Source organism: Microbacterium sp. JAI119, assembly GCF_013410135.1.
Taxonomy (GTDB): domain Bacteria; phylum Actinomycetota; class Actinomycetes; order Actinomycetales; family Microbacteriaceae; genus Microbacterium; species Microbacterium oxydans.
This window is the reverse complement of sequence record NZ_JACCCK010000002.1, coordinates 70,077-91,747: the sequence shown is the minus strand read 5'-3', so window position 1 is coordinate 91,747 and position 21,671 is coordinate 70,077. Positions and strand designations below refer to the sequence as shown.

At 69.4% G+C, this 21,671-nt stretch carries 19 protein-coding genes; 7 read left to right on the top strand and 12 right to left on the bottom strand.

Annotated features, from left to right (window positions below):
- Positions 1–22: 22 nt before the first annotated feature.
- The 7 genes from HDC31_RS11280 to HDC31_RS11250 form a co-directional block, all read right to left on the bottom strand.
- Positions 23–1,315: an NAD(P)/FAD-dependent oxidoreductase gene (locus tag HDC31_RS11280; RefSeq protein ID WP_113681705.1), complete on the bottom strand. Its 1,293-nt coding sequence runs from the start codon at positions 1,313–1,315 to the stop codon at positions 23–25.
- Positions 1,316–1,415: 100 nt separating this feature from the next.
- Entirely contained in the window at positions 1,416–2,573 is a 1,158-nt protein-coding gene (locus tag HDC31_RS11275) for a mannitol-1-phosphate 5-dehydrogenase (protein WP_046748950.1), read from the bottom strand.
- Complete coding sequence (locus HDC31_RS11270; protein WP_046748951.1) at positions 2,570–3,004, bottom strand: PTS sugar transporter subunit IIA; 435 nt, start codon at positions 3,002–3,004, stop codon at positions 2,570–2,572. The genes HDC31_RS11275 and HDC31_RS11270 overlap by 4 nt, the downstream gene beginning before the upstream one ends.
- Entirely contained in the window at positions 3,001–4,632 is a 1,632-nt protein-coding gene (locus HDC31_RS11265) for a PTS mannitol transporter subunit IICB (RefSeq protein ID WP_113681706.1), read from the bottom strand. Before HDC31_RS11265 ends, HDC31_RS11270 begins: the two co-directional genes overlap by 4 nt.
- The gene (gene ptsP, locus HDC31_RS11260; RefSeq protein WP_179516116.1) at positions 4,629–6,314 is read right to left on the bottom strand and encodes a phosphoenolpyruvate--protein phosphotransferase; all 1,686 of its coding nucleotides are present in this window, start codon (positions 6,312–6,314) and stop codon (positions 4,629–4,631) included. Before ptsP ends, HDC31_RS11265 begins: the two co-directional genes overlap by 4 nt.
- Positions 6,311–6,592 (bottom strand): HPr family phosphocarrier protein, encoded by a 282-nt coding sequence (locus HDC31_RS11255; protein ID WP_046748954.1) that lies wholly within the window; start codon positions 6,590–6,592, stop codon positions 6,311–6,313. The genes ptsP and HDC31_RS11255 overlap by 4 nt, the downstream gene beginning before the upstream one ends.
- A complete protein-coding gene (locus HDC31_RS11250; protein WP_113681213.1) occupies positions 6,589–6,903 on the bottom strand; it encodes a PTS sugar transporter subunit IIB in 315 nt (104 codons plus the stop codon). The genes HDC31_RS11255 and HDC31_RS11250 overlap by 4 nt, the downstream gene beginning before the upstream one ends.
- Positions 6,904–7,071: 168 nt before the next feature.
- Here HDC31_RS11250 and HDC31_RS11245 point away from each other — a divergent pair, with 168 nt between their 5' ends.
- Complete coding sequence (locus tag HDC31_RS11245; protein ID WP_113681214.1) at positions 7,072–8,994, top strand: PRD domain-containing protein; 1,923 nt, start codon at positions 7,072–7,074, stop codon at positions 8,992–8,994.
- Between the two features lie 9 nt (positions 8,995–9,003).
- Here HDC31_RS11245 and HDC31_RS11240 read toward each other — a convergent pair whose 3' ends face one another.
- From HDC31_RS11240 to HDC31_RS11230, 3 genes are read right to left on the bottom strand one after another with little or no spacing between them, the layout of a single operon-like run.
- Entirely contained in the window at positions 9,004–9,267 is a 264-nt protein-coding gene (locus HDC31_RS11240) for an HPr family phosphocarrier protein (RefSeq protein WP_046748957.1), read from the bottom strand.
- A gap of 2 nt (positions 9,268–9,269) precedes the next feature.
- Positions 9,270–10,955, bottom strand: coding sequence for a phospho-sugar mutase (locus HDC31_RS11235; RefSeq protein WP_113681215.1), 1,686 nt, complete (start codon positions 10,953–10,955; stop codon positions 9,270–9,272).
- Positions 10,952–11,785 (bottom strand): purine-nucleoside phosphorylase, encoded by an 834-nt coding sequence (locus HDC31_RS11230; protein ID WP_046748959.1) that lies wholly within the window; start codon positions 11,783–11,785, stop codon positions 10,952–10,954. The genes HDC31_RS11235 and HDC31_RS11230 overlap by 4 nt, the downstream gene beginning before the upstream one ends.
- Positions 11,786–11,833: 48 nt before the next feature.
- Here HDC31_RS11230 and HDC31_RS11225 point away from each other — a divergent pair, with 48 nt between their 5' ends.
- Complete coding sequence (locus HDC31_RS11225; RefSeq protein WP_046748960.1) at positions 11,834–13,282, top strand: NAD(P)H-quinone dehydrogenase; 1,449 nt, start codon at positions 11,834–11,836, stop codon at positions 13,280–13,282.
- 64 nt (positions 13,283–13,346) lie between these two features.
- Here the strand turns inward: HDC31_RS11225 and HDC31_RS11220 are convergent, their stop codons facing one another.
- On the bottom strand, positions 13,347–15,113 hold the full coding sequence (locus tag HDC31_RS11220; RefSeq protein ID WP_046748961.1) for a biotin carboxylase N-terminal domain-containing protein: 1,767 nt from the start codon (positions 15,111–15,113) through the stop codon (positions 13,347–13,349).
- Positions 15,114–15,191: 78 nt separating this feature from the next.
- Positions 15,192–15,830, bottom strand: coding sequence for a nucleoside triphosphate pyrophosphatase (locus HDC31_RS11215; protein WP_046749078.1), 639 nt, complete (start codon positions 15,828–15,830; stop codon positions 15,192–15,194).
- Positions 15,831–15,853: 23 nt separating this feature from the next.
- On the opposite strand from HDC31_RS11215, the gene HDC31_RS11210 reads away from it, so the two are divergent.
- The 5 genes from HDC31_RS11210 (at position 15,854) to HDC31_RS11190 (ending at position 21,573) form a co-directional block, all read left to right on the top strand.
- Positions 15,854–17,101 carry a class I SAM-dependent RNA methyltransferase gene (locus tag HDC31_RS11210; protein WP_179516115.1) on the top strand — a complete coding sequence of 416 codons (1,248 nt, stop codon included), beginning with the start codon at positions 15,854–15,856 and terminating at the stop codon, positions 17,099–17,101.
- Positions 17,102–17,142: 41 nt separating this feature from the next.
- Positions 17,143–17,802: a response regulator transcription factor gene (locus HDC31_RS11205; RefSeq protein ID WP_046748963.1), complete on the top strand. Its 660-nt coding sequence runs from the start codon at positions 17,143–17,145 to the stop codon at positions 17,800–17,802.
- Positions 17,792–19,027, top strand: coding sequence for an ATP-binding protein (locus tag HDC31_RS11200; RefSeq protein ID WP_058631808.1), 1,236 nt, complete (start codon positions 17,792–17,794; stop codon positions 19,025–19,027). Before HDC31_RS11205 ends, HDC31_RS11200 begins: the two co-directional genes overlap by 11 nt.
- The gene (locus tag HDC31_RS11195; RefSeq protein ID WP_230977937.1) at positions 19,024–20,016 is read left to right on the top strand and encodes a hypothetical protein; all 993 of its coding nucleotides are present in this window, start codon (positions 19,024–19,026) and stop codon (positions 20,014–20,016) included. Before HDC31_RS11200 ends, HDC31_RS11195 begins: the two co-directional genes overlap by 4 nt.
- Before the next feature lie 357 nt (positions 20,017–20,373).
- Positions 20,374–21,573 (top strand): ROK family transcriptional regulator, encoded by a 1,200-nt coding sequence (locus tag HDC31_RS11190; RefSeq protein WP_179516256.1) that lies wholly within the window; start codon positions 20,374–20,376, stop codon positions 21,571–21,573.
- The last annotated feature ends 98 nt before the right edge of the window (positions 21,574–21,671 follow it).

Sequence of the window (21,671 nt, the reverse complement as noted above, 5' to 3'; positions counted from 1 at the left end):
CGACCCGCGACGGCGGCTGCGCTCAGGCCGGCACCTCGAGTGCGCCCTTCTCCCGTCGCACGGCCGTGCGGTAGGCGTCCTTGTTCACGTAGTAGGCCATCCGGTCGAGGCCCAGGTAGTGGTAGCCGCCGGTGACATCCGGCCACGGGGTCTCGGTCACGCGTCGGCGGAAGCGTGCGGCGCGCGTCGGCTCCTCCTCGGCGGCGCTCAGATAGGCCGCCAGCAGCTCGGCCTGCTCGTAGCGGCCCTGCCAGCCGATGCCGGAGGCTTCGATCATGCCCATCACGTAGAGACCGTTGAACGACGACGGGAACACGTTCAGGAACAGTCGCGGCGAAGCGCCTCGCCAGTGCAGGTGCTCCCTGTCGACGAACGGATAGTCGAGCGTGTACCCGGTGGCCAGCAGCACGAGGTCGTAGTCGTCGGCGCCGCCGTCGCGGAAGTGCACGGTCGGCCCGTCGAACCGGTCGACGTCGGCGCGGATCCGCAGATCGCCCTGCCCGAGGTGGTTCAGGATCAGGGTGTTCACGATCGGGTGCGACTCGTAGATGCGGTAGTCGGGCTTCGGGAATCCGAAGCGCACGGGGTCGCCCGTGAAGGCGCGCAGCACGCGGCTGTCGAGCGCCTGCTTGATCCTGGCGGGCAGTGGGCGGCCCTGGTTCAGGGTGTCGCTGGGTCTTCCGAACAGGTAGCGCGGCACGAAGTAGTAGCCGCGCCGCACGCTCATGTCGACGGACACCGCATGATGCACGGCGTCCACCGCGATGTCGCAGCCGGAGTTGCCCGCGCCGATCAGCAGCACCCGTCTGGACTTCAGCTGCTCCGGCGACTTGTAAGCGCTCGTGTGCAGCAGTTCGCCCGTGAACTCGCCGGAGAAGGAGGGAACGTTCGGCCGGGCGAGCGTTCCGTTCGCCAGCACGACACCCGTGTACCACCGGGTCTCGACGCCGTCGGGGCCGGTGCTCGTGAGATCCCATCCGCCATCGCGCGGTTCGAGCCGCGTCACGCGCGTGTCGAACCGGAACAGAGCGGTGAGGTCGAAGTGGGCGGCGTAGTCCTCGAAGTACTCCTTGAGAACGCGGTGACCCGGGTAGTCGACCGAGGAGCGCATGGGGAACTCGGTGAACTCCGTCGTGGTCCGCGAGGAGATGAGGTGAGCCGACTCGTACATCGTGCTGCGGGGATTGTCGATGTCCCACAGGCCGCCGACGCCGTGCGAGGCCTCATACCCGTCCACGCCGATCCCGCGCTTCTGCAGCGCTCGTGCGGCGGCGAGGCCCGATGGTCCCGCACCGATCACGGCATATCCGTTCATGTGGCTCCCGCACCTCGCTGTCCTCCCGCACGCCGTCGTGTCGAGAAACGCCCCCGCCCACCGATGGTATCGGCAGACGGGGGCGTCTCTGAGCGAGGGGTCAGACAGCTCCCAGACGCTGTTGCCTGGCCGCGACGGCGTCCCGGATCAGCGGGAACAGCGGGTGCTCCGGGTCGAGGCCTGTCGTGGTGGTGGTGAACGCGGCAGGGTCCTCGGCACGGAGCAGCTGCTGCAGTTCGACAGACTGCTCGTCGGCGGGATCGTCGAACTCGAGCGCTGCGGACACGGCGGCGACCAAGGCGTCGGTGGGCAACCCCCGCTCTGCGGCCATGGCCGCCGGGCCAACGAAGCGCTCATGCCGTGAGATCTTCCGCAGCGGCTGACGTCCGACGCGCTGCACGGTGTCGACGAGCGCGGGGTTGCGGAAGCGCTCCAGGATCGTCGCGCGGTAGTCGGCGAGGTCTGCCGGGTCGAGCCCGTGCTCGGCGACCAGGACGGCCGACGTCTCCTCGAGCGCCGCCGAGACGCTCGAGGAGATGTCCGAGTCGGCGAGGGCGTCCGAGATGCGCTCGATGCCCGCACGCGCCCCGAAGTACGCGGTCGCCGCATGGCCGGTGTTCACCGTGAACAGCTTGCGTTCGATGTACGGCGCCAGGTCGTCGACGAAGTGCGCGCCGGGGATGTTCGGCAGCGCGCCCTCGAAGGGTCCCGACTCGATGGCCCACTCGAAGTAGGGCTCGACCGTCACGTCGACCCCCGATCCCTCCGGCTGCGCCGGGACGATGCGGTCGACGGCCGTGTTGGCGAAGACCGCGCGCGCGAGCAGCGTCTCTGCATCCGCGCCCGCTGCGGCGACGATCTCCCGCCGCAGCAGCTCCGTTGCCCCGATCGCGTTCTCGCACGCCATCACCTGGAGCGGCGCGGAGTCCGGACTGCGCAGGGCGAGTCCGGCGACGATCGACGGAGCCACGAACCGCAGCACCGTCGGGCCCACCGCGGTCGTGACGACATCCGCGGTGGCGACCTCCTCGGCCACCGCGGCCGGATGCGTCCTGCTGTTGACCGCGCGGAACCCGGTCACGACGTGATCGGTCCCTCCGGGGCCGGCCTCGTGCACCGTGTACGAGTCGACCTCGTTGATCGCGTCGACGAGCGCATCGGCGACGTCCGAGAAGACCACCTCGTACCCGCCGTCGCTCAGCAGCAGACCGACGAACCCGCGCCCGATGTTGCCCGCCCCGAAGTGGACCGCCTTCATCCTTCGTTCACCTCCGAGAGGAGGGCGTAGAGCTCCTCGGCGGTCTGTGCCGCCGACAGCCTGGCGACATCGTCCTCCTCGGAGAACAGGATGGCGATGCGGGAGAGGATCTCCAGGTGCTCGTCCCCGACGCCGGCGATGCCGATCACGAAGGTCGCGGGCTCGCCGGACCAGTCGACGCCCCCGTCATAGCGGACGACCGACAATGCGGAGGCGAGGATCGTGTCCTTCGCCTCGTTCGTGCCATGCGGTATGGCGAGGCCGTTGCCCATGAAGGTCGACACCGTCTCCTCACGCTGCCGCATCGCGTCGACGTAGGCCGGGGTGACCGCACCGGCGGCGACGAGGATGTCCGTCGCCTCCTGCAGAGCCTCGTCTCGTGTCGCACCACCGGGGTGGATGCGGACCTGATCCTGGGTGAGGACGCTCATTCTGTTTCCTTTCGCTGCTCGCGCACCATCTCGACGACTTCTTCGTAGCGGGGCGAGTTCATGAAGTTGTCCACGGAGACGTGGACGGAGTTCGGCGACTTCGCCTCGGCGCGCTCGGTGAGCTGCTGCTGGGTGATGACGACGTCAGCCGTTCCGTCGAGGTTCGCGATCGCCTGGTTGGTGACCGTGATGTCCTCGATGCCGGCCTTCTTGAGCTTGTTGCGCAGCACGCTCGCGCCCATGGCGGACGAGCCCATCCCGGCGTCGCAGGCGAACACGATCCGCTCGATCGGTGCGGAGATCACGGTCGCGCTCGTGGCGGTCGCGGCTTCCGGAGCCGCGGATGCCGTCGACGTGCGCAGCGCGTCCATCGCGGCGGACGACTTGCCCTTGTTGGCCTCGGTCTGTGCGATCGCGGCGCCGAAGGTGTCGCCCTCGGCCTCGAGGTCGCGCTTGCGGGAGGCCCGCAGGATCACGCCGGTGATGAGGAAGGTCACGGTCGCTGCGACGATGACCGAGAGGTAGACGACCAGGAGGTTGCCGACTCCCGGGCCGATGGCCGCAGCCGTCACGGCGATGATGCTTCCCGGTGCTGCAGGGAAGGCGAGACCCCCGCCGAGGACCATGTTCGTGGTGACCCCGGCTGCACCACCCGCGATGAGGGCGAGGATCGTGGTCGGCTTGCTGAGGGCGTAGGGGAAGTAGATCTCGTGGATGCCACCGAAGAACTGGATGATCGCCGCGCCGGGAGCGGATGCCTTCGCCGCACCGACCCCGAAGAAGGTGAAGGCGAGGAGCAGACCGAGGCCGGGCCCGGGGTTCGCCTCGATGAGGAACAGGATCGACTTGCCGGTCTCGGTCGCCTGCTCGATGCCGAGCGGGGTGAACACGCCGTGGTTGATGGCGTTGTTCAGGAACAGCACCTTCGCGGGCTCGACGATGATCGATACGAGCGGAAGCAGCTGCAGCGAGACCAGCCAGTCGACGGCCGTGCCGAGCGCGGCGCTGATGCCGAGCATCACGGGGCCGAAGGCGAAGAAGCCGAAGATCGCGAGCAGCATGCCGAGGATACCGGCGGAGAAGTTGTTGACCAGCATCTCGAAGCCGGGCTTGATCTTGCCGTCCCACAGCCGGTCGACCTGCTTCATGACCCAGGCGGCGAGGGGGCCCATGATCATGGCACCGAGGAACATCGGGATGTTCGTGCCGACGATCACGCCGACGGTGGCGATCGAGGCGACGACGCCTCCGCGCTCGCCGTAGACCATGCGGCCGGCGGTGTTCGCGATCAGCAGCGGCAGCAGGTACGTCACCATCGGGCCGACCAGTCCGACGTAGGCGAGGATGTTGCCGTCCGCGCCTTCAGCCACGGCGGTCATCGCGCCCTGCCAGCCGATGATGACGGAGTCGCCGCCACCGCCGAGGATCTCGGACACGCCTGCCCAGTGCCAGCCGAACGGGCTCTCCGCGCCGAAGAACCCCTTCGGGATGAACAGCATCGTGATGAAGCCCCAGGCGATGAAGGCGGCGATGTTGGGCATGATCATGCCCGAGAGGAATGTGCCGAAGCGCTGCACTCCTACGCGCAGGCCGCCGGGTCTGGTGGCGGCAGGTGACGTCGTCGTCATGATGTCGTCTCTTTCTTGTGGAGGGGGAGTTCCGCGGCGAGGGCTGCCACGGCGTTTCGGGCGGAGGAGGCATCGTCGGCGGCCAGGGCGGCCTTGGCGAGACTCCGCGCCTCGGACGGGGTGCGCTCGGACAGCGCATGACGGACATCGGCCAGGGCGGCAGGCGCCATCGACAGGCTCGTCGCGCCGAGACCGACCAGCACCACGGCGAGCAGCGGATCGGCGGCGGCTTCGCCGCAGATCCCGACGGGTTTGCCGAGTCGGGCACCTGCATCGCCGACCTCGCGGACGAGGCGGAGGACGGCAGGGTGCCAGGGGTCCTGGAACCCTGCGACCGAGCCGAGCATCCGGTCGGCAGCCATCGTGTACTGCGTGAGGTCGTTGGTGCCGATCGAGGCGAAGTCGGCGTGCGCGAGCACGCGATCGGCGAGCAGAGCGCTCGCCGGGATCTCGACCATCACTCCCGCGGTCTTCAGCCCGTACTCGCGTGCGAGTCCCGTGAAGTAGACGGTCTCCTCGACCGTTGCGACCATGGGAGCCATCACCCAGAGATCGGCCTCGGTCACGGCGGCGGCCTCGGCGAGTGCGGTGAGCTGCTCCCGCAGGATGTCCTCGCTGGCGCGCAGCGCCCGCAGACCCCTGAGCCCGAGCGCCGGGTTCTCCTCGTGTGCATCGTTGAGGAAGGCCAGAGGCTTGTCAGCGCCGGCATCGAGCATCCGCACCACGACCTTCCGGCCGGGGAAGGCCGCGAGCAGCTCGCGGTACGACTCGCGCTGCTGAGCGATGGTGGGCGCCTGGGCGGAGGAGAGGAACAGGAACTCGGTACGGAACAGCCCGACGCCCTCGGCCCCCCGAGCGACCGCGTCGGCCGCATCTGCAGGCTTCCCCAGATTCGCGAGCAGCGCGACAGGCGTGCCGTCGGCGAGAGCGCCGGGAGTGGTTGGGGCCGCGTCGGCCGACCGCCGAGCGGCAGCGCGCTCGGTGGCGCGAGCCTTCTCGTCCTCCGTCGGTTCGCGCGTGACCACGCCGCTGGCCGCATCGACGATCACGGTCTCGCCGGTGGTCAGCATCTCGCCGTCGGCGACGCCCACGATCGCGACGATGCCCTTCTCCCTGGCGAGGATCGCCGTGTGCGAGGTCGGGCCGCCGTCGGTGGTGATCAGTGCCAGGACCTGATCCAGATCGAGGAGTGCGGTGTCCGCCGGCGCGAGGTCGCGGGCGACCAGCACGAACGGGTGTCCCGGGTTCGGGACACCCGGGGCGTCGACGCCGCGAAGATGCGCGAGCACTCGCTGCGCGATGTCGTCCAGGTCCGCGGCGCGTTCGCCGAGGTAGCCGCCGACCGCCTCGAGCGTGGCGCGGAACCCGGCGAATGCGTCGTGCACGGCCCACTCGGCCGTCGCCCCCGCGTCGATCCGTGTGTCGACCTCGTCCTGGAGCGTCGGGTCCTCGGCGATCATGGCCTGCGCCTCGAGGACCTCCTGCGCGGATCCTCCGGCTGCCTCGCCGCGCTCGTTCAGTTCCTTCGCCACGACCGAGACGGCGTCGCGGACCCTGGCTCGTTCGGCGTCAGCCCCCGCGGTGCTCGGCGTGTTCTCCGGGGCCGGCATCGCCTCGGCCATGCGGACGATCGGCCCCTGGGCGACCCCGAGACCGATGCCCACTCCGCGCAGCTCGCTCATCCGGCGGCGTCCTGGTCGTGGTCGGTGGTGAGGAGCTCGGTGAGGGTGTCGAGCACGTTCTCCGCGCCGTCGCCGTCCGCCGTGAGCGTGACGTAGTCGCCGTGCTCGATCGCGAGGGCGATGACGCCGAGGATGCTCGCCGCGTTGACGGGTTTTCCGGAATCCTTGGCGATCGTCACGGCGATGCCGGAGTCCTTCGCCGCCTGCGCGAACAGCTTGGCTGGACGGGCGTGGAGTCCGTGGGAGGAGCCGATCCGGACGGTGCGGGTGGCGGTCATGATGTTCCTTTCGGGGTTTCGCCGGCGGCGAGGAGCGAACGGGCGAGGACGAGCGTGCGCGAGCCGTCGAGATCGGAGAAGACGTCGTCCGGGAGGATGGCGACCGGCGCGTTCGAGCTCTCGCGGATGGCGTCGAGGCGGTCGGCCAGGTGCGGGCCGACCAGGATCAGGTCGTGGTCGGAATCCGAGGCGGCGCCCTCCGTCCCGGCGGATGCGTCCCAGGCCAGACCGGCCGTCTCCGCGGCACGGCGGAGCCGCTGCGCGACGAACGTGCTCGATGCTCCCGCACCGCACACCACGAGGATCCTCATCGATGCCCACCTACTTCCTGAGAACAGTCTGGGAACCAGGAAGGGGTGCGCGCCAACAGGATCCTTTCCGCCCCCGCGGAACGGCGCCTTCCGCCCCGAGGCGCCGGCCACCTGACATCATGGAGAGCACGTCGAGACGGTGCAGTCAGCACGCGGGAGGGGAGGATCATGTCGCGCCAGCGTCAGGACCAGCTCCTCGCCGCGCTGCTGCGTCAGGAGGGCTGGGCTACGGCCGCGAGCCTCGCCGACCTCATGGGGGTCACCCCGCGCAGCATCCGTTCCTACGTCGCGGCGCTGAACGCTCGCACGCCCGGAGCCGCCGTGATCGAGTCGGGTCCCGCGGGGTATCGCGCCGGATCCGGTGCACGGGGTGCGATGCGCATGCGTCAGGGCGGGGAATCGGCCCCTCGCGATCGCCTGCACACCCTGGTGCGACTCCTGCTCGATGAGCCGGCTGGCATCGATGTCTTCGACACCGCGGAGGATCTGCACGTCAGCGAGGCGACGCTCGAAGCGGATCTGGTGCGCGTGCGCGGCCTTCTCGACGACACCGACCTGACGCTCGAGCGCGAGCGCGAGATCGTGCGTCTGCGCGGCAATGAGACAGCGCAGCGCCGTCTGCTCAGCAGGCTCGCCCACGACGAGATGGATGATGCCTCCTTCCATCCCGAGACGTTCCGGCGCGCGCTGTCCGGATCGGCGGTGGACGCCGGCGCGGTCGGTCCCTTCAAATCGGCCCTGGTGCGCGAGTTGGGTGAGCTCGGCTACTACGTGAACGAGCTCGCGATCTCCGACGTGCTGCTGCACATCGCGATCGCCGCGGAGCGGGTCGCTGCGGGACACACGCTCGAATCTGCACCGGCGGGCACGCGCGAGGAGATCCCGCGCGTGGGGGCGGTCATCGCCCGCCTGGCCTTCGAGCACTTCTCGGTGGTCCTCGGCGATGGCGACAGCGGCCACCTCGCCTCCCTCGTGCTGACGCGCATCGTCGCGCCGGGGGAGGCGACGACACGCGAGGTCGCCCGCAGCGGCGTCGACCCGATGGTCGAGGCCGCCGTCCGTGCGGAGATCACGCGTGCGGCCGAGGACTTCGAGGTCGACCTCGTCGATGAGACCTTCGTCCTGCGTCTCGCCCTGCACGTGCAGAATCTGCTGCGGCGGGCGGAGGAGAGCGCCCTCACGCGGAACCCGCTCACCCGGTCGTTGAAGGCGACGTACCCGATGATCTTCGAGGTGGCCGTGTCGATCGCGAGCGGCCTGCACGACCGCGTCGGCACGCCGATCCACGACGACGAGATCGCCTACATCGCCATGCACGTGGGCGGCCGTCTCGAACGCAGCCGCAAGGCGGAATCCATCCTCACCGCCACGATCGTGTGCCCGGGGTATCACGAGCTGCACGAACTGCTCCGCTCCAGCGTCGACCGTTCCCTCGGGACGGCCATCGAGGTCACCACCGTCGTCACCAATGTCGATCCGGACTGGTCGTCGTTCGATACCGATCTGGTGCTCAGCACCATCGAACCGGGATCCTCCGGCGACCGCTTCGTACGCATCCAGCCGTTCCTGACCGATGCCGACGTCGACCGCATCCAGCAGGCGGCGGCGCGGGTGCGGCGGGGACGGCGTCTCACCCGCCTCCGCGGTGAGCTCGCCCGCTACTTCCTCGCGGACGCCTACGTGTTCCCCCTGCCGGATGAGGGGGAGGAGGCGATCATCCGGCGTCTGGGCGGTCTTCTGGTGCAGGCGGGCCTGATCGGCGAGGACTACATCGAGAACACCATCGTGCGGGAGCGGATGTCGTCGACCGCCTTCACGGATGCGCTCGCCGTGCCGCACGCGCTCCAGATGACCGCCACTCGCACGGCCATCGCCATCGGCGTCGCGGACGGCTCAGCGGCCTGGGGCGGAGGGCGAGTGCAGGTCGTCGCCCTCGCGGCGTTCAGCGAGAGCGACCGTGCGGCTTTCCAGACCGTGTTCGAGCAGCTCGTCGAGGTGTTCAGCGAGCGCGAGAGCGTGCAGCGGATCGTCCGGAAGGGGACGACTTTCGAGGCGTTCCTCGACGAGCTCGTCGCCGTGATCGACGGGTGAGGGTCGCGGTCAGCCGCGGGGAGCGAGAACCTCCGCGAGCTGATCGAGGACGGCCTCGGACGTCGGAGACGGTGCGGTCTCGATCTCGACCGGATCTCCTGTCGCGATCCCGAGGTCCATCACGGCCAGCACGCTGCTCAGGTCGACGGTGGTGCCGTCGGCCGTGCGGAGGGTGACCGGAGACCCGTGCGACTGCGCGAGTCGCACGAGCTCGGCCACCGGACGAGCGTGCACGCCGTTGTGCGCGCTGACGATGATGCGTCGGATCGGCATGCTCAGGAGCGTTCGTCGAGCAGGGTGCGCACCCCGGCTTCGAGTTCGGCGACGGCCTCTCGCGCGCGCTCGGCGGAGTCCGCCTTCGCGTCGATGTAGACCTTCAGCTTCGGCTCGGTGCCGCTGGGACGCACGATCACGCGGGACCCGTCCGTCAGCCGGTAGCGGAGCACGTCACCGGACGGCTGCCCCTGGCCCGCCTGCAGCAGATCCTCGGCCGAGGCGATCGACCGACCGGCGATGTGTGTCGGCGGAAGCGTGCGCAGGGCGAGCATCACGGTACCGATGATCGAGAGGTCTTCGACGCGCACCGACACCTGACCGCTGGCGAAGTGCCCGTAGGTCTCGCCGAGTTCGTCCAGCAGGTCGCTGAGCGTCGCTCCACGGTCGCGCGCCTCTGCCGCGAGGCCGAGGACCGCGACGGCGGCCGACACGCCGTCCTTGTCGCGCACGGTCTCCGGGTTCACGAGGTAACCCAGAGCCTCTTCGAAACCGAAGACGATGCCAGGGGCGCGTGAGATCCATTTGAAGCCCGTGAGCGTCTCGTGGAAGTCGAGTCCGTGGTGGGTCGCGACGGCGCCGAGGCCGGGGGAGGAGACGAGTGAGCAGGCGAGTGATGCCCCTGGCGTGCCCGCCGCAGCACGTGCCGCCCTCGCGCCGAGCAGGAGTCCGACCTCGTTGCCGGTGAGGCGACGCCAGCCGTCCGCTGCCGAGTCGTCGGGGATCGCGACGGCCAGGCGGTCGGCGTCGGGGTCGTTGGCGAGGATGAAGTCCGCCTTGACGCGCCGAGCCCTCGCGAAAGCGAGATCCATGGCACCGGGCTCCTCCGGGTTCGGGAAGGACACGGTGCGGAAGGTGGCGTCGGGCGTGAGCTGCTCGTCGACGACGAACGGCTGCGGGTATCCGGCGTCCTTGACGATGCGGGACAGCGTCTCCCAGCCCACGCCGTGCATCGCCGTGTACACCCAGCGCATCCCGGTGGTGCCGGCGGGGGCGGGGGCGACGGCGGCGGTCGCTGCGATGTATGCCTCGACGACGTCCTCGCCTGCGACCTCGTATTCCGTGGAGCGCGGCATTGCCGTCACCGGTCCGGCGTCCGCCATCCGCTGGATGTGCGCGGCGATCTCCGCATCGGCCGGAGCGACGATCTGCGACCCCTGATCCGCGCCGCCCAGGTACACCTTGTACCCGTTGTCGTTCGGCGGGTTGTGGCTCGCGGTCACCATCACGCCGGCATCGGCTCCCAGGTGGCGCACGGCGAACGCGAGGACGGGGGTGGGGAGCAGACGGGGGAGCAGGACCGCGCGCAGTCCGGCTCCGGCGAACAGCTCGGCGGAGTCGGTCGCGAACACGCGGGAGTTGCGACGCCCGTCGTATCCGATCACCACGGTCGGCGTCTGGCCGTTCGACTTCTGGCCGTTCGACTTCTCGCGCAGGTAGGCGGCGAATCCCGCAGCGGCCTGCGCGACCAGCACCCGGTTCATCCGGTTGCTCCCGGCGCCGAGCTCACCGCGCAGACCGGCGGTGCCGAAGGCGAGACGCGTGCGGAAACGGTCGTCGAGGTCGGCGATCGCGTCCGCATCCCCGGCGGCGGCCCGGGTGATCACACCTGCCAGTTCGTCGCGGGTCTCGTGGTCGGGGTCCTGGCGCAACCAGGCGCGGGCCTGCGCGAGCCGCTCCTCGCTCACAGGGCCTCGACCACCCTGGCCAGAAGCGCGGAGATCACGGGCTCCGCCTCCCGTCCGGCCTCGATCACCTCGGCATGGCTGAGCGGGGTCTGCTGGATTCCCGCGGCGAGGTTGGTGATCAGGGAGAACCCGAGAATCTCCATGCCGGCCTCGCGCGCGGCGATCGCCTCGAGCGCAGTCGACATGCCGACGATGTGGCCGCCGATGTGCTTGGCCATCTGCACCTCTGCCGGGGTCTCATAGTGCGGGCCGCGGAACTGCGTGTAGACGCCTTCGTCGAGTGAGGGGTCGATCGAGCGGGCGACGTCCCGAAGACGTTTCGAGTACAGATCGGTGAGGTCGACGAACGTGGCGCCCTCGAGCGGCGAATCGGCCGTGAGGTTGATGTGATCGCTGATCAGCACGGGCTGGCCAGGGGTCCAGGTCTCGCGGATGCCGCCGGCTCCGTTGGTCAGCACCATGATCTTGGCGCCCGTCGCGGCTGCCGTGCGGACGCTGTGCACGACGCGGCGTACGCCGTGAGCCTCGTAGTAGTGCGTGCGCGCGCCGATGACGAGGACGTTCTTGCCGCCGGGGGTGCGGATGCTGCGCAGTGTGCCGACGTGGCCTTCGAGCGCGGGCTTCGAGAAGCCGGTGACCTCGGTCGCGGGGATCGTGGCGACGGTCTCGCCGATGATGTCGGCCGCCTTGCCCCAGCCGCTGCCGAGGGTGAGGGCGATGTCGTGGTTCTCGACGCCGGTCAGACGGGCGATGTCGGCTGCGGCCTGCGCGGCCACCTCGAACGGGTTCGCGGTCGGGTCGTCGAGGGGGTTGCTGTGCGTTTCGGGCATGGATCCACTCTAGGAAGGTGCAGGCTCGGGTGCCAGGATTGCGCGAGAATGGATTCCATGTCTTCCACCACTTTCGAGCGCACTCAGCGCGTCGCCGTGCTCGGCGGCGGTCCCGGCGGCTACGAGGCGGCCCTCGCGGCCGCCCAGTTGGGTGCCGAGGTTACCCTGGTCGAACGGGTGGGAGTCGGCGGATCAGCCGTGCTCACCGACGTCGTGCCTTCGAAGAGCCTGATCGCCACCGCCGATGCGGCCGTCGCCATCTCCGAGGCCAGCGACCTCGGCGTGAACTTCTATGCCAAGGGCGACCACTCCCGCCCCCTCAAGCCCGAGATCGCGATCAACCTCGCCGCCGTGAACAAGCGCCTCCTCGCGCTCGCCGGCCAGCAGTCCGAGGACATGCGCGCGACGCTCCTCGAGGCCGGTGTGCGCATCCTGTCCGGCCACGGACGCCTCGAAGGGCCCACGGCGATCATCGTCTCGACCGGCCAGGGCGGCACCGACTTCGACCGGGTCGAGGCCGACACCATCGTCGTGGCCGTCGGCGCCTCGCCGCGCGAGCTGGACTCCGCAAAGCCCGACGGCAAGCGCATCCTGACGTGGACGCAGCTGTACGACATGAAGGCGCTCCCCGAGCACCTCATCGTGGTCGGATCCGGTGTCACCGGAGCGGAGTTCGCCTCCGCGTACATGAACCTGGGCGCCAAGGTGACCCTGATCTCGAGCCGTGAGCAGGTGCTCCCCGGCGAGGACAAGGACGCGGCTGCGGTGCTGGAGAAGGTCTTCAAGCGCGGGGGAATGCAGGTGCTCTCCAAGTCGCGCGCCGACAAGGTGGAGGTCACGGACGACGGCGTCACCGTCACGCTGTCCGATGGGCGCACGGTCGAGGGCAGCCACTGCCTCATGGCCGTCGGGTCCATCCCGAACACCGCAGGCATCGGTCTCGAGGAAGCCGGCGTCGAGCTCGACGAATCCGGGCACGTCCGGGTGAACAAGGTCGCTCGTACCTCGGTCCCCAACGTGTACGCCGTCGGCGACTGCACGAACTTCTTCCCGTTGGCCTCCGTCGCGTCGATGCAGGGGCGCACCGCGGTGTTCCACGCCCTCGGCGACATCGTGATCCCGTTGGAGCTGATCAAGATCACCTCCAATATCTTCACCGCGCCAGAGATCGCCACGGTCGGCTACGGCGTCAAAGACGTCGAGGATGGCGTCGCGGACGGCATGGTCTACAAGCTGCCTCTCGCGGCGAACCCGCGCGCGAAGATGATGGGCATCAAGGACGGCTTCGTGAAGCTCATCGCGCGGAAGGGCTCCGGTACGGTGATCGGCGGTGTGATCGTCGCTCCGAAGGCCTCGGAGCTGATCTACCCGATCGCGGTCGCCGTCGAGCGCCGCCTCACGGTCGATCAGGTCTCGCGGGTCTTCGCCGCCTACCCCTCGCTGTCCAGCAGCATCACCGACGCGAGCAGGGCGATGCACCTCGTGAACATCTCCTGACGCCCGTAGGCACAGCAAAGGCGCCCCACTTCGGTGGGGCGCCTTTCGCGTGTCAGTGGGAGGATCAGCTGATGGTGAGCAGCTGGTGTCCCGCGGAGACCGTGGCGCCGGCATCGGCGTTGATGTTGCCGACGACGCCGTCCTTGTGCGCCTGCAGCGGCTGCTCCATCTTCATGGCCTCGAGTACGACGACCAGATCGCCCTTGACGACCTGCTGTCCGTCGGCGACCGCGATCTTCACGACCGTGGCCTGCATGGGGGACTTGACGGCATCCCCCGAGGCTCCGGCGTTGGCTGTTGTGGCATGGCTGCGGCGCGACGGCGGAACCGCGGCGGGGCGCCCAGCGGTGCCTGCGGCGACGGCGACGCGGTCCGGCAGGCTCACCTCGAGTCGCTTGCCGGAGACCTCGACGACGACCGTGTGCCGGGCTTCGGAGGCAGCCGGCGCCTCGAGCTCTCCGTCCCAGGCCGGGATGTCGTTGACGAACTCGGTCTCGATCCAGCGCGTGAAGATGCCGAACTCGCCGCTCTCCGCTGTGAACGCAGGATCGCGCACGACCTTGCGGTGGAACGGGATGACGGTGGGAAGGCCGGCGACCTCGAACTCGTCGAGGGCACGGCGCGAGCGCTCGAGGGCCTCTGCCCTGTCCTTGCCGGTCACGATGATCTTGGCGAGCAGCGAGTCGAAGGCACCGGAGACCGAGTCGCCCGCAGTGACACCGGAATCCAGACGGATGCCGGGGCCTCCGAAGGTCTTGAAGACGTGGATCGGGCCCGGCTGGGGCAGGAATCCGCGACCGGGGTCCTCGCCGTTGATGCGGAACTCGATCGAGTGGCCCTGCGGCTTCGGGTCGTCGTAGTCGATGGTGCCGCCGGCCGCGATACGGAACTGCTCTCGTACCAGGTCGATGCCGGTGACCTCCTCGGAGACCGGGTGCTCGACCTGCAGACGTGTGTTCACCTCGAGGAAGGAGACGGTTCCGTCGGCTCCGATGAGGAACTCGCAGGTACCGGCGCCGACGTAGCCGACCTCCTTGAGGATGGCCTTGGAGGCGGCGTAGAGGAGGTCGTTCTGCTCCTGCGTGAGGAACGGAGCCGGCGCCTCCTCGACGAGCTTCTGATGGCGGCGCTGCAGCGAGCAGTCACGCGTCGAGATCACGACGACGTTGCCTTCGGCATCGGCCAGGCACTGGGTCTCGACGTGACGCGGCTTGTCGAGGTACTTCTCGACGAAGCACTCGCCGCGGCCGAAGGCGGCGACGGCCTCGCGCGTGGCGGACTCGAAGAGCTCGGCCACCTCGTCGAGCTCACGCGCGACCTTGAGGCCGCGTCCGCCGCCGCCGTAGGCGGCCTTGATGGCGATCGGGAGGCCGAACTCCTTCGCGAAGGCGATGACCTCGTCTGCGCCCTCGACCGGTCCCGGCGTTCCGGGGGCGAGGGGTGCGCCGACCTTCTCGGCCACGTGACGCGCGGTCACCTTGTCACCGAGGGCCTCGATGGCTTCGGGGGAGGGGCCGATCCAGGTCATCCCCGCGTCGATGATGGCGCGGGCGAACTCGGCGTTCTCGGCGAGGAAGCCGTAGCCGGGGTGCACGGCGTCGGCGCCGGCACGGCGGGCGATCGAGAGGATCTTCTCGATCTGGAGGTAGGTCTCGGCGCTCGTCGAGCCGCCGAGCGCGTAGGCCTCGTCTGCGAGGCGGGTGTGCAGGGCATCACGATCCTGGTCGGCGTAGACGGCGACGGAGGCGATCCCGGAGTCACGGGCGGCGCGGATGATGCGGACGGCGATCTCGCCGCGGTTGGCGATGAGCACCTTGGCGATAGCAGGCATGCTTGCCAGCCTAGCGAGAACGACCGCGATCCCTTTGACGACTCCCCACAAGAAAGTCGGGAAAACGTGGATGGGAGTCTACGACCAGAGGTCGGTCCAGCGAACGCCGAGCTCCGCGGCGAGACGGCGGACGGTGGAAAGGGACATGCCGACGACCGTGGACGGGTCGCCCTCCACGCGGGTGATGAAGGCTCCCCCCAGGCTGTCCACGGTGAAGGCCCCCGCCACGAGCAGCGGTTCGCCTGAGGCGACGTACGCGGCGATCTCGGCGTCGGTCACGTCGGAGGCGAACGTCACAGCGGCTTCGGCGACGGCGGTGGCTTCCGTGGGCTCGGCACCGGGGGCGACCCGGAAGACGGAGTGGCCGGAGTGCAGGATGCCCGTGGCTCCGCGCATCTCTCGCCAGCGCCTGGTCGCTTCCTCCGGAGTGTACGGCTTGCCGTAGACGCGCCCGTCCAGCGCGAACATCGAGTCACCGCCGATGACCAGGCCGTCGAACCCGCCGTCCTCGACGAGGCTGTGTGCCACGGCGGAGGCCTTCGCGCGGGCGAGCAGCAGCACCAACTCCTCGGGCGCCAGGGGCTCGCCCCTTTCCGCCTCCGCAGCGGCGGCGACGGCGTCCTCGTCGACGTCCGGTGACACCGTGAGCGGCTCGATGCCCGCCTGACGCAGCAGCATGAGTCGGGCGGGAGAGGTCGAGGCGAGGCAGACGCGCATGTCCACCACCGTATCCTCGAAGGATGACTTCCTCCCCAGCCGACGTGCTCGAACTCGACATCACCCGCATCGCTCACGGGGGCACGTTCATCGCGCGGCACGAGGGACGAGTGGTGTTCGTGTCCGACGCGATCCCCGGTGAGCGCGTCCGTGCCCGACTGATCGCTCCGCAGGAGGGGGCCGATGCCGACACCCGCAGTTTCTGGCGGGCCGAGACGATCGAGGTGTTGGAAGCGTCGGAGCACCGCCGTCCCCACATCTGGGCGGAGGCCGACGTGTCGCGCGATCCCGCTGATCGTCCAGGAGGAGCTGATCTCGGGCACATCGATCTCGATCACCAGCGTGAGCTCAAGAGGCGCGTGCTGACCGAGGCCCTCGACCGCTTCGCGGGGAAGGGTCTCGTCGCGCCCGAGATCGAGGCCGTGGAGTCCGGAGACGGTCGAGGATGGCGCACGAGGGTGACGCTGCACGTCGACGACGCGGGAGTGGTGGGGCCGTATGCCTCACGCAGTCACCGTGTCGTGCCGGTGACGTCGTACCCGCTGGCGCGGCCGGCGATCGCCGCGGCAGCGCTCGCGCTGCACGGGGAGGCTCCTGGTCGCATCGAGCTCGTGGAGCCCGCCGACGGCACCGTGCGCGTGATCCGTCGTGAGGAGACCGAGCGCGCCCCGCGCGTGCAGAGGGGCTTCCGCAAGCGCCCGGCGCCCGAGGTGATCCAGGAGATGGTCAACGACCGCCGCTTCGACGTCGACTCCACGGGCTTCTGGCAGGTGCATCCGCGCGCCGCCTCGGTGCTCGATGCCGCGGTCTACGGCATCCTCGACGGTCACGTCGACGAGGAGAAGACCCATTTCGACCTGTATGGCGGGGTCGGGCTGTTCGCGGCGACCCTGGCTGACCTCGGGGGCACGGACATCGTGACGGTCGAGTCGAGTGCACGTGCCACTCAGCATGCTGCGGCGAACCTCGCCCCTCTCGAGATCGACGCGGTGACAGCCCGAGTCGATCGGTTCCTCGCCACGCGCAAGGGCGGCGGTCGGGCCGGGGCCGTCGTGCTCGATCCGCCGCGAGCCGGAGCGGGGCGTCAGGTGGTCGAGGCGATCCACGGGCTCGCCCCCGACGCCATCGCCTACGTCGCCTGCGACCCGGTGGCGCTCGCACGCGATCTCGGCACGTTCCGCACGCTCGGGTGGAATGTCGACCGTCTTCGCGGCTTCGATCTGTTCCCGCACTCCCACCACTTCGAGGTCGTGGCACTGCTCACACGATGAGCGATCCACGGCCTTCCGAGGGGACTCAGTAGGCTGAGGGGATGAGCACGGTCGCACTCATCGACGATCACGAGTCCGTTCGCCTCGGTCTCGAGGCCGCGTGCGAGCGGGATTCGCAGACCGTGGTCTTCTCCGGGAGCACCGTGGTGTCGTACATCGACTGGCGGAAGGCGACGGGGGCCGCGCCGGCCGATGTGGTCGTGCTCGACCTCACGCTGGGAGACGGCACGACCGTTACTGAGAACGTGACCGCCCTCGTGAACGACGGCGCCAGCGTGGTGATCCACAGTGTGGCGGATCGTCCTGCAGCCGTGCGGGAAGCCCTCTCCGCCGGTGCGGCGGGAGTGGTGAGCAAGTCGTCAGCACTCGACGACGTGCTGGACGCGATCCGCACGGTCGCACAGGGCGAGGCCCTCAACAACGTGGAGTGGGCGAGCGCTGTCGACGGAGACCGCGCGTTCGCCGACGCGCAGCTCGCCACCCGCGAACGGGAGGTCCTCCGCCTGTACGCGACGGGTCTGCCGTTGAAGGCCGTGGCCGAGAAGCTGGGCGTCGCGTACTCGACCGCCAAGGAGAACATCACCCGCATCCGCGTGAAGTACGTCGAGGTGGGGCGCCCGGCGCCCACGAAGGTCGACCTGCTCCGGCGAGCGATGGAAGACGGGATCGTCACAGCCGACGAGGCACTCGGTGGCCGCTGAGCCGCTGAGCATCCGCGACGCCTGGAGCAAGATTCCGTCTCCGGGCAGCACGGAGACAGCATACGAGCGCTTCACCGGCAAGCGCATGGAGCGGATACTCGCCATCGTGGTCGCGATCGGCTCGGCTGTGCTCGGCGCCCAGGCGCTGGTCTCCGCGATGGCATCCCTGTCGGACGCGGACCCCGCGCATGTGGTCGCGTTGTGTGTGGTGTTCGTGCCCCTGCTCGCGATGCTGGTGGCGTGCCTGATCGGACGCGGGGTGCGCACCTTCTCCGGCATCTTCGCCGTGGTGTACGTGCTGGTGCTCGCCGCGTGGCCGACGATCGTCGACCCCTCCGACAAGGGGGCCGGAGAGCAGCCGTGGATCTTCTTCCTCGTCAACGTCGGTGTCGTCGCGGCCATGCTCGCCTTCCCCCTTGCGCTGCAGTTCGTCTGGGCGGCGGGAGTGCCGTTCGTGTACGGCTATGTCCGTCTCGTCCAGGGCGAGTTCTCGCGCGATTTCTGGGTGACGACCGCCTTCGACGTCTCGTTCACCCTCATCCTCGGCGTGGTGATCGTCTCACTCGGCTGGATGTTCCGCTCGGTCGCCGCCGGGGTGGACGAGGCCAGGGGACAGGCGGTCGCGTCGTACTCCACTGCTGCGGCAGCGGCGGCGGCCGAGGAGGAGAGGGCGGCGATGTCCGCCCTGATGCACGACAGTGTGCTGGCCGCTCTGATCGCCGCGGAGCGTGCCGAGGGCGAACGCGCCAGGGAGCTGGCCGTGGCGATGGCGCGAGAGGCTCTCACGCGCCTCGCGAACACCGAGGCCGCCGTCGCACAGGAGGGGAGCGACGAACCGGTCGGAACGGTGCAGATCGTTGTCGAGCTGCGTCGGGCGCTGTCCGAGCTCGGCGCCGATGCGATCGTGGAGGAGCGCGGAGGCATCGGACTCATCCCCGGACGTGCTGCCCGCGCGCTGGTGCTCGCGGCAAGACAGGCGATCGGCAACGCGGTCTCGCATGCCGGCGGGCGCGGACTCCACATCATCGTCGAAGGGCACGGGGACGAGGGCATCGGCGTGACCATCTCCGACACCGGACCCGGATTCGACGTCGAGTCGATCGGCGTCGACCGACTCGGGATCCGTGCGTCTATCTTCGCGCGCATGGCGGGGGTGGCCGGCACCGCCGACATCCTCTCCGACGGGCACGGGACCACTGTCGTCCTGGGGTGGGAGCGCTCGTGAACCGCACCGTCCGGAGTGTCGCCACCTCCCTCGCCGTCGGCTTCGCCCTGTACTTCGTCGCCAGGGGGATCTGGTGGATCGAGCAGCCGACCGCACCGCTGGTGATGGTGCTCGCGATCGGGTTGTACCTCGTGGTCGTGAACGTCGCGATCCTCGGACACGGCGCCGTCGTCAGGATGCCGATGTGGTCGGCGATCCTGGCGCTGGTGGCGAGTGCGCTCATCCCCATCCTCGTCACCTCGTCGCTCGACCCGGCGGATCGGACGGCTCCCTTCGCCACGTGGTACATCGGGGCGCTCGGACTGCTCGGCGTCGTCTGCGTCGTCCGGAGGCGCGCTCTGATCGGTGTTCTCGTTCTCGGGGTGCTCGTCGTCACCGCGTCGGCCTATCTGGGATTCGTCGTCGCCCTCAACCTCGGACTCGTCGGCTCCATCATGTGGGTGGTGGTCGCTGGGCTCCTGGTGATGTTCTGGGACCGCGCCGTGCGTGACACGGAGCGCCTCGCCGAGATCCAGCAGGCCGTGTCCGCGTGGCATGCGACGCAGCGGGTGCGTCAGCGGGAGCGGCGCCTGCGCACGCAGTTCGCGCTGGCCGTCGCCGGTCCCGTCCTCAGCAGAGTGGTGGCCGCGCGGGGTGTGCTGGACGAGCAGGAGCGGATGGACGCCCGCCTCGCCGAGGGCAGGCTGCGCGACGAGTTGCGCGGAGCCGATCTCCTCAACGACGCCGTGCGCAACGCGATCGAGGCGGCACGACGCCGGGGGGTGGTGGTCACGGTCTTCGATGAGGGCGGTTTCGACGGGATCGACGAGACACGGCGAGAACTGATCAGGGACGAGCTGGCCGTCGTGCTCAGTCGCGCGCAGACCGCTCGTCTGATCATCCGCTCGGCGCGTGATCCCCGTGTCGCCGTCACGGTGGTCGGCCGCGCCGGCTCACGGGCGTCCGGCGACGATGACGCCGTCGACCTCTGGCACGAGATTCCGCGCTGACAGGCGGGCACAGGGCTGACGGGCGTGGCCAGGGCTGGCAGGCGGGGACAGCGGACGAACGCATGCGTCCTCGGCTCCGGCCTGGGGAGATGACCGGAGTCGAGGATGGTGAGAGTGGGAGAGGGGCGGCGAATCCGCCTGCCCCTCTCCGTGCGGACAGTTACCCGAAAACCGTCCGCTGGTGGCCGATCAGCGTCTGTCTACCCTGGGACAGAGAGACCAGCCGAACGCGAAGCGTCCCCCTCAGTCTGATGGTTCGCGCGAACATTGTCTGTAGGTATTTTGGGGGACACGATTTCACCCCCGATAGGCCATCATTGGACGATGGCAACGCGTCGTGGCACCAACCTTCCGCGCATGGGCGACTTCAATCAGTCCGTGATCCTGGAGGCCATCCGGCAGTCCGGCGAAGGGCTCAGCAGGATCGAGCTGTCGACGGCGACGCGCCTCTCGGCGCAGACGGTCACGAACATCACCCGCAGACTCCTCGATGACGGCTTCATCAGGGAAGCGGGTCGAACGATCAACGGACCAGGCAAGCCGCGGGTCACCCTGCGGCTCGTCGCGGACAGCCGCTTCGCCGTGGGGGTCCATCTGGATCCCGCGCTGATGACTTTCGTGCTGTTGGATCTGGCCGGCGCGGTCGTCCGTCGTCTGAGCGTGCGAACCCCTGCCGAGGATCCCCACCGCATCGTCGAGGCCATGGCGTCGACGATCGATGCGTTGATCGTCGGTTCGGGCGTCGACCGCTCCCGGATCGCCGGGGTGGGGGTCGCGGCTCCCGGCCCGCTCGACGCGGAGCTGGGGACGGTGATCGACCCGCCTAAGCTCGCAGGCTGGCACCGTGTGCCGTTGCGGGCAGTGCTCGCGGAGGTGACGGGGTTGCCCGTGGTCGTGGAGAAGGACACGACCTCGGCTGCGGTGGGCGAGCTCTGGACGAGGCGGGAATCGGCGGACGACTCCTTCGTCTTCGTCTATCTGGGGATCGGTATCGGCGCGGCCATCGCACGTGATGGAGAGGCGGTCCGGGGGAGCACACGCAACATCGGCGAGATCGGCCACATCATCGTCGACCCCGACGGACCGTCCTGCGCGTGCGGGGCCCGCGGATGCGTCGAGGTGGTGTGCACCCCGCAGGCGATCATCGAGCAGGCGGAGAGGGCAGGGGTATTCGACGACGAGCATCAGACGAGCGACGCCGCGGCAGTCGACCAGCGATTCGGGCAGCTGTGCGAGCGAGCGGCTGCCGGGGACGAAGCCGCGGGGGAGGTGCTTCGGCGCTCCGCCGCGCACATCACGGTGCTGACGGCGGTGCTCACGAACATGCTCGACGTCGACCGCGTCGTCTTCGGTGGGCCGTTCTGGTCGCGGCTCGCTGATGTGTACCTGGCAGAGGTCCCCGACCTGCTCGATCGGGCCAGCGCCACCAGGGCGATACGCACCCTCCCCGTCGACGGCACGGTGGTGGGCGACGATGTCGGTGCGGTGGGAGCGGCGTGCGTCGTCCTCGACTCGGTCCTGAGCCCGCGTGCCTCCGACCTCCTGCTCGACAGCTGAGTGCTCGGGGGTCACCTTTGCGAGCATAAGTCGAATCGATATAGTATTTGAGTTTCGTCCTTCGGACAGATCAGCGGAGTCCGCCTTCTGCTGTGCGC

Coding starts and splice junctions, on each gene's coding strand:
- HDC31_RS11280 (WP_113681705.1), bottom strand. CDS start 1,315: ATGAACGGATATGCCGTGATCGGTGCGGGACCATCGGGCCTCGCCGCC.
- HDC31_RS11275 (WP_046748950.1), bottom strand. CDS start 2,573: ATGAAGGCGGTCCACTTCGGGGCGGGCAACATCGGGCGCGGGTTCGTC.
- HDC31_RS11270 (WP_046748951.1), bottom strand. CDS start 3,004: ATGAGCGTCCTCACCCAGGATCAGGTCCGCATCCACCCCGGTGGTGCG.
- HDC31_RS11265 (WP_113681706.1), bottom strand. CDS start 4,632: ATGACGACGACGTCACCTGCCGCCACCAGACCCGGCGGCCTGCGCGTA.
- ptsP (WP_179516116.1), bottom strand. CDS start 6,314: ATGAGCGAGCTGCGCGGAGTGGGCATCGGTCTCGGGGTCGCCCAGGGG.
- HDC31_RS11255 (WP_046748954.1), bottom strand. CDS start 6,592: ATGACCGCCACCCGCACCGTCCGGATCGGCTCCTCCCACGGACTCCAC.
- HDC31_RS11250 (WP_113681213.1), bottom strand. CDS start 6,903: ATGAGGATCCTCGTGGTGTGCGGTGCGGGAGCATCGAGCACGTTCGTC.
- HDC31_RS11245 (WP_113681214.1), top strand. CDS start 7,072: ATGTCGCGCCAGCGTCAGGACCAGCTCCTCGCCGCGCTGCTGCGTCAG.
- HDC31_RS11240 (WP_046748957.1), bottom strand. CDS start 9,267: ATGCCGATCCGACGCATCATCGTCAGCGCGCACAACGGCGTGCACGCT.
- HDC31_RS11230 (WP_046748959.1), bottom strand. CDS start 11,785: ATGCCCGAAACGCACAGCAACCCCCTCGACGACCCGACCGCGAACCCG.
- HDC31_RS11225 (WP_046748960.1), top strand. CDS start 11,834: ATGGATTCCATGTCTTCCACCACTTTCGAGCGCACTCAGCGCGTCGCC.
- HDC31_RS11220 (WP_046748961.1), bottom strand. CDS start 15,113: ATGCCTGCTATCGCCAAGGTGCTCATCGCCAACCGCGGCGAGATCGCC.
- HDC31_RS11215 (WP_046749078.1), bottom strand. CDS start 15,830: ATGCGCGTCTGCCTCGCCTCGACCTCTCCCGCCCGACTCATGCTGCTG.
- HDC31_RS11210 (WP_179516115.1), top strand. CDS start 15,854: ATGACTTCCTCCCCAGCCGACGTGCTCGAACTCGACATCACCCGCATC.
- HDC31_RS11205 (WP_046748963.1), top strand. CDS start 17,143: ATGAGCACGGTCGCACTCATCGACGATCACGAGTCCGTTCGCCTCGGT.
- HDC31_RS11190 (WP_179516256.1), top strand. CDS start 20,374: ATGGGCGACTTCAATCAGTCCGTGATCCTGGAGGCCATCCGGCAGTCC.